We start from the raw sequence: 1,147 nt of genomic DNA on the forward strand, positions 1-1,147 counted from the left end.
CCCCGTAGCAGCTGCCGAGCCTGGAAATAATTGGCCGGATTGGCACAGAACCTGTGGCGCGGGAGCTTGCTCCCGCTGGGGTGCGCAGCGGCCCCAAACCAGTCACCGCGGTACATCAGATAGGCCTAGGGTGCWGGGTTTACGACTGCTACGCAGCCGAACGGGAGCAAGCTCCCTCGCCACAATGGATCACCAAGTTTCAGATTTCCGTTGGTAAACAAAATGGGCGACCTGTTGAGGTCGCCCATTTTCGTTACTGCATTTAAATCTGTGCCTGCAATCGTCGCCCGATCACATCCATCAAATCACAGCCGTCGCGCAGCGGAATCGCCAGCACCCGCGCGAAGTCCTGCAACAGCAATGCATCGCGGCTGATCCCCTCGCCGATGGAGAGGGTTTCCAGTAGTTGAGTCACGCTTCTGATGCGGTAGGCCGCCGTGTCATGCAACACATCCACAGGTGCTTCGGTATCAATCAGCAACGACGGGATTTTGCAGTCGATGCCCGTTATCGGCATGTATCGAGCCATAACTGAACCTCCCTGATCAATGTTGAGTGCCTGGCTGAACTGCAGTTGCGCCTTCGGGCGGATCGATAGTGTCCAGTGCGCGGTTCACCAACAATTCGGCGACTACCGCCAACTGCTGAATCGTCAGCGCCACGTTGCGGTTGGAGCTTTCCAGCTTGCAGGCCAGATCGGTGATCAGGACATTCAGGGACGCGAGGGTTTCGCAGGCGTGGCTTAGCAGGGTTTCTGTGTGGACACCGGGGACGATGGTGAAGATGTGGCTGATCGGGTCGGCGCGCCTGGGGTTACGTAAGCGAGCGCTGATGGCGGGTTCGGTCACTTCGGAAAGTTCGACGGGATCTAGGGAATCATCATCGGCTTGGGTTTCGGGAGGGTTAGGCGTTTGTTTCTTCATATGGGAAGTACTCTGTTGAGTTTCAGGGGGAGCTACCCATCTCACTTCCACATGAGGGTGGCAGCTGTACGCAGGTGTGGAAGACCAGGGAAACTCACCAAAACCCGGCGCACCCGAAGGTGCTCCCGCGCACAGCCGCCATAACGCGGCAATGTTGACATAAAAAATGTCGCCATGCGCTTTACAAGCGTTGGTAAGTATCTCTGACCACGGACTTCCACATC

2 protein-coding genes are annotated in these 1,147 nt (G+C 57.1%); both read right to left on the minus strand.

The annotated features are described in order from the left end of the window. Positions 1–262: 262 nt before the first annotated feature. Complete coding sequence (locus AC1DLB_RS30600; protein ID WP_007941174.1) at positions 263–529, minus strand: hypothetical protein; 267 nt, start codon at positions 527–529, stop codon at positions 263–265. Between the two features lie 16 nt (positions 530–545). Beyond that, on the minus strand, positions 546–923 hold the full coding sequence (locus AC1DLB_RS30605) for a DUF6124 family protein (RefSeq protein ID WP_018930331.1): 378 nt from the start codon (positions 921–923) through the stop codon (positions 546–548). Positions 924–1,147: the final 224 nt, after the last annotated feature.

Source organism: Pseudomonas sp. 05N434, assembly GCF_056396965.1.

What these genes read in the sequence shown, in the direction of transcription:
- AC1DLB_RS30605 (WP_018930331.1), bottom strand. Translation starts at nt 923, where the DNA reads ATGAAGAAACAAACGCCTAACCCTCCCGAAACCCAAGCCGATGATGAT.
- AC1DLB_RS30600 (WP_007941174.1), bottom strand. Translation starts at nt 529, where the DNA reads ATGGCTCGATACATGCCGATAACGGGCATCGACTGCAAAATCCCGTCG.